The sequence below is a fragment of the Arthrobacter glacialis genome (genome assembly GCF_002909445.1).
Lineage (GTDB): Bacteria > Actinomycetota > Actinomycetes > Actinomycetales > Micrococcaceae > Specibacter > Specibacter glacialis.
Genome location: NZ_PPXC01000036.1, coordinates 1 through 2,136 on the forward strand (window position 1 = coordinate 1; position 2,136 = coordinate 2,136).

The window sequence follows — 2,136 nt, forward strand, 5'->3', positions numbered from 1 at the left end:
TGTTAACGCCAACCGAAAATAGGGCCACGGCTGCCAATTGAAAACAGGGCCACCAACCATCATGGAGGGTGATCAATTTGGATGATTGGGCTGAGATACGCCACCTGTTTTCAACGGGCAAGCACTCAAAGCGGGAGATCGGGCGGATCGTGGGTGTTTCCCGCGGAACTGTTGAGCGGGCTTTGGAATCGGACCGTGTGCCGAAGTACCAACGCACGTCCGGGATCTCGAGTTTTGACGCGTTTGCGCCGAGGGTGCGGGAGTTGTTGGTGAAGACACCTTCGATGCCGGCAGCGGCGTTGGCCGAGCGGGTGGGCTGGTCGGGATCGGCATCACTGTTCCGTGCCAAGGTTGCCGCTATACGGCCAGAGTACGCGCCGCCTGATCCCGTGGATCGGCTGGTGCACGAGCCCGGTTTCCAGGTGCAGTGCGATCTTTGGTTCCCGCACGAGCCGGTACCTGTCGGTGTTGGGCAAGCGGATACGCCTCCGGTGTTGGTGATGACCTCGGCGTTTTCGGGCTTCATCCAGGCCCGCATGCTGCCAACACGCACGACCCCTGATCTGCTCGGTGGGATGTGGGCGCTACTCCAGGAGGCCCAAGCCGTTCCGTCTCGGCTGTTATGGGACAACGAATCCGGGATTGGTCGGCGCCGGCCCACGGAACCAGTGGCCGCGTTCGCTGGTTCTTTGGGCTTGGAGGTGAAGCTCCTGCCACCGAGGGACCCGGAATCCAAGGGCATGGTGGAGCGGATGAACCGCTTCTTTAGGCAACGCTTCATGCCCGGGCGAGACTTCCACTCGCCCGATGACTTCAATACCCAACTCAACGCATGGCTACCGGTCGCTAACCACCGCTATTCACGCTCCCGCCACGGCCGCCCCGATGAACTGATCGTGTTGGATCGCGACAGAATGCGGCGACTGCCTCCGGTGTCTCCGGAGACCATGTTCCGCAATACGGTGCGTCTGCCACGGGACTACTACGTGCGCGTGTTCTCCAATGACTACTCCGTGGATCCGGCGTTCATTGGGAGAATCGTGGATGTCAGCGCCGACCTGCAAACCGTAAGGATCACCCATGACGGGGTTCTCATCGCCTCCCACGACAGGGTTTGGGCCAAACATCTCGTCATTACCGACCCCTCCCATGTCGCCCGGGCAGCGGTGATGCGTCAAGACTTCAGAACCCAACGAGCGCACCACCATGACCCTGCAGAGTCCGTACAGGTAAGGGATTTGGCGGCCTACGACGAGGTCTTCGGCATCGACCTCGCCCACGACACGACAATCCTTGCTGGGGTGGTGTCATGAGCGAGTCCGCATCCCAGATCGAGTACTACGCCAGGGCTCTGCGTGCTCCCAGGATCAGTGAGAGCTTCCGCCGCCTGGGCGAGCAAGCCCGGGATACGGGGTGGTCACACGAGGAATACCTCGCAGCAGTTCTTTCCCGTGAAGTGTCCGAGCGCGAAGCCTCCGGCGGGGCCAGCAGAATCAAGGCCGCACGGTTTCCCGCACACAAGGAAATTGAGGAGTTCAACTTCGACCACCAGCCCTCAGCAGACAGGAACCTCATCGCCCACCTCGGCACCGGGGTATTCCTCACCGAAGCCAAGAACGTGGTCCTACTCGGACCACCGGGCACCGGTAAAACCCATCTCGCCGTGGGGATCGGCATCAAAGCAGCCAAGGCCGGCCACCGGGTGCTCTTCGACTCCGCGACCGGTTGGGTAGCCCGGCTTCAAGAAGCGCACTCCCGCGGGAAACTTCCTCAGGAACTCGCGAAACTACGCCGCTACAGCCTGCTCATCATCGACGAAGTCGGCTACATCCCCTTTGACCAGGACGCCGCGAATCTGTTCTTCCAGCTCGTCTCAAGCCGCTACGAACACGCCTCGATGATCCTGACCTCGAACCTGCCCTTCGCCCGCTGGGGCGACGTCTTCGGAGACCTCACCATCGCCTCAGCCATGATCGACAGAATCGTCCACCACGCCGACGTCATCAGCCTCAAAGGCAACAGCTACCGACTACGAAAACACCAAACCGCCGACACTACGGCACAATAGAAAAACACAACCAGTGGCCCTGTTTTCAAATAGCACCACTGGCCCTATTTTCGGTTGGCGTTAACAGC

The 2,136-nt window shown here is 60.7% G+C and carries 2 protein-coding genes; both read left to right on the top strand.

Annotated features, from left to right (window positions below; genetic code table 11):
- The first annotated feature begins 149 nt into the window (after positions 1-149).
- The gene (locus CVS27_RS20240; RefSeq protein WP_243400298.1) at positions 150-1,313 is read left to right on the top strand and encodes a Mu transposase domain-containing protein; all 1,164 of its coding nucleotides are present in this window, start codon (positions 150-152) and stop codon (positions 1,311-1,313) included.
- Positions 1,310-2,068 carry an IS21-like element helper ATPase IstB gene (gene istB, locus CVS27_RS20245; RefSeq protein ID WP_103467642.1) on the top strand — a complete coding sequence of 253 codons (759 nt, stop codon included), beginning with the start codon at positions 1,310-1,312 and terminating at the stop codon, positions 2,066-2,068. Before CVS27_RS20240 ends, istB begins: the two co-directional genes overlap by 4 nt.
- Positions 2,069-2,136: the final 68 nt, after the last annotated feature.

Excerpts from the sequence above, each read along its gene's own strand:
- istB (WP_103467642.1), top strand. The coding sequence starts at position 1,310 with ATGAGCGAGTCCGCATCCCAGATCGAGTACTACGCCAGGGCTCTGCGT.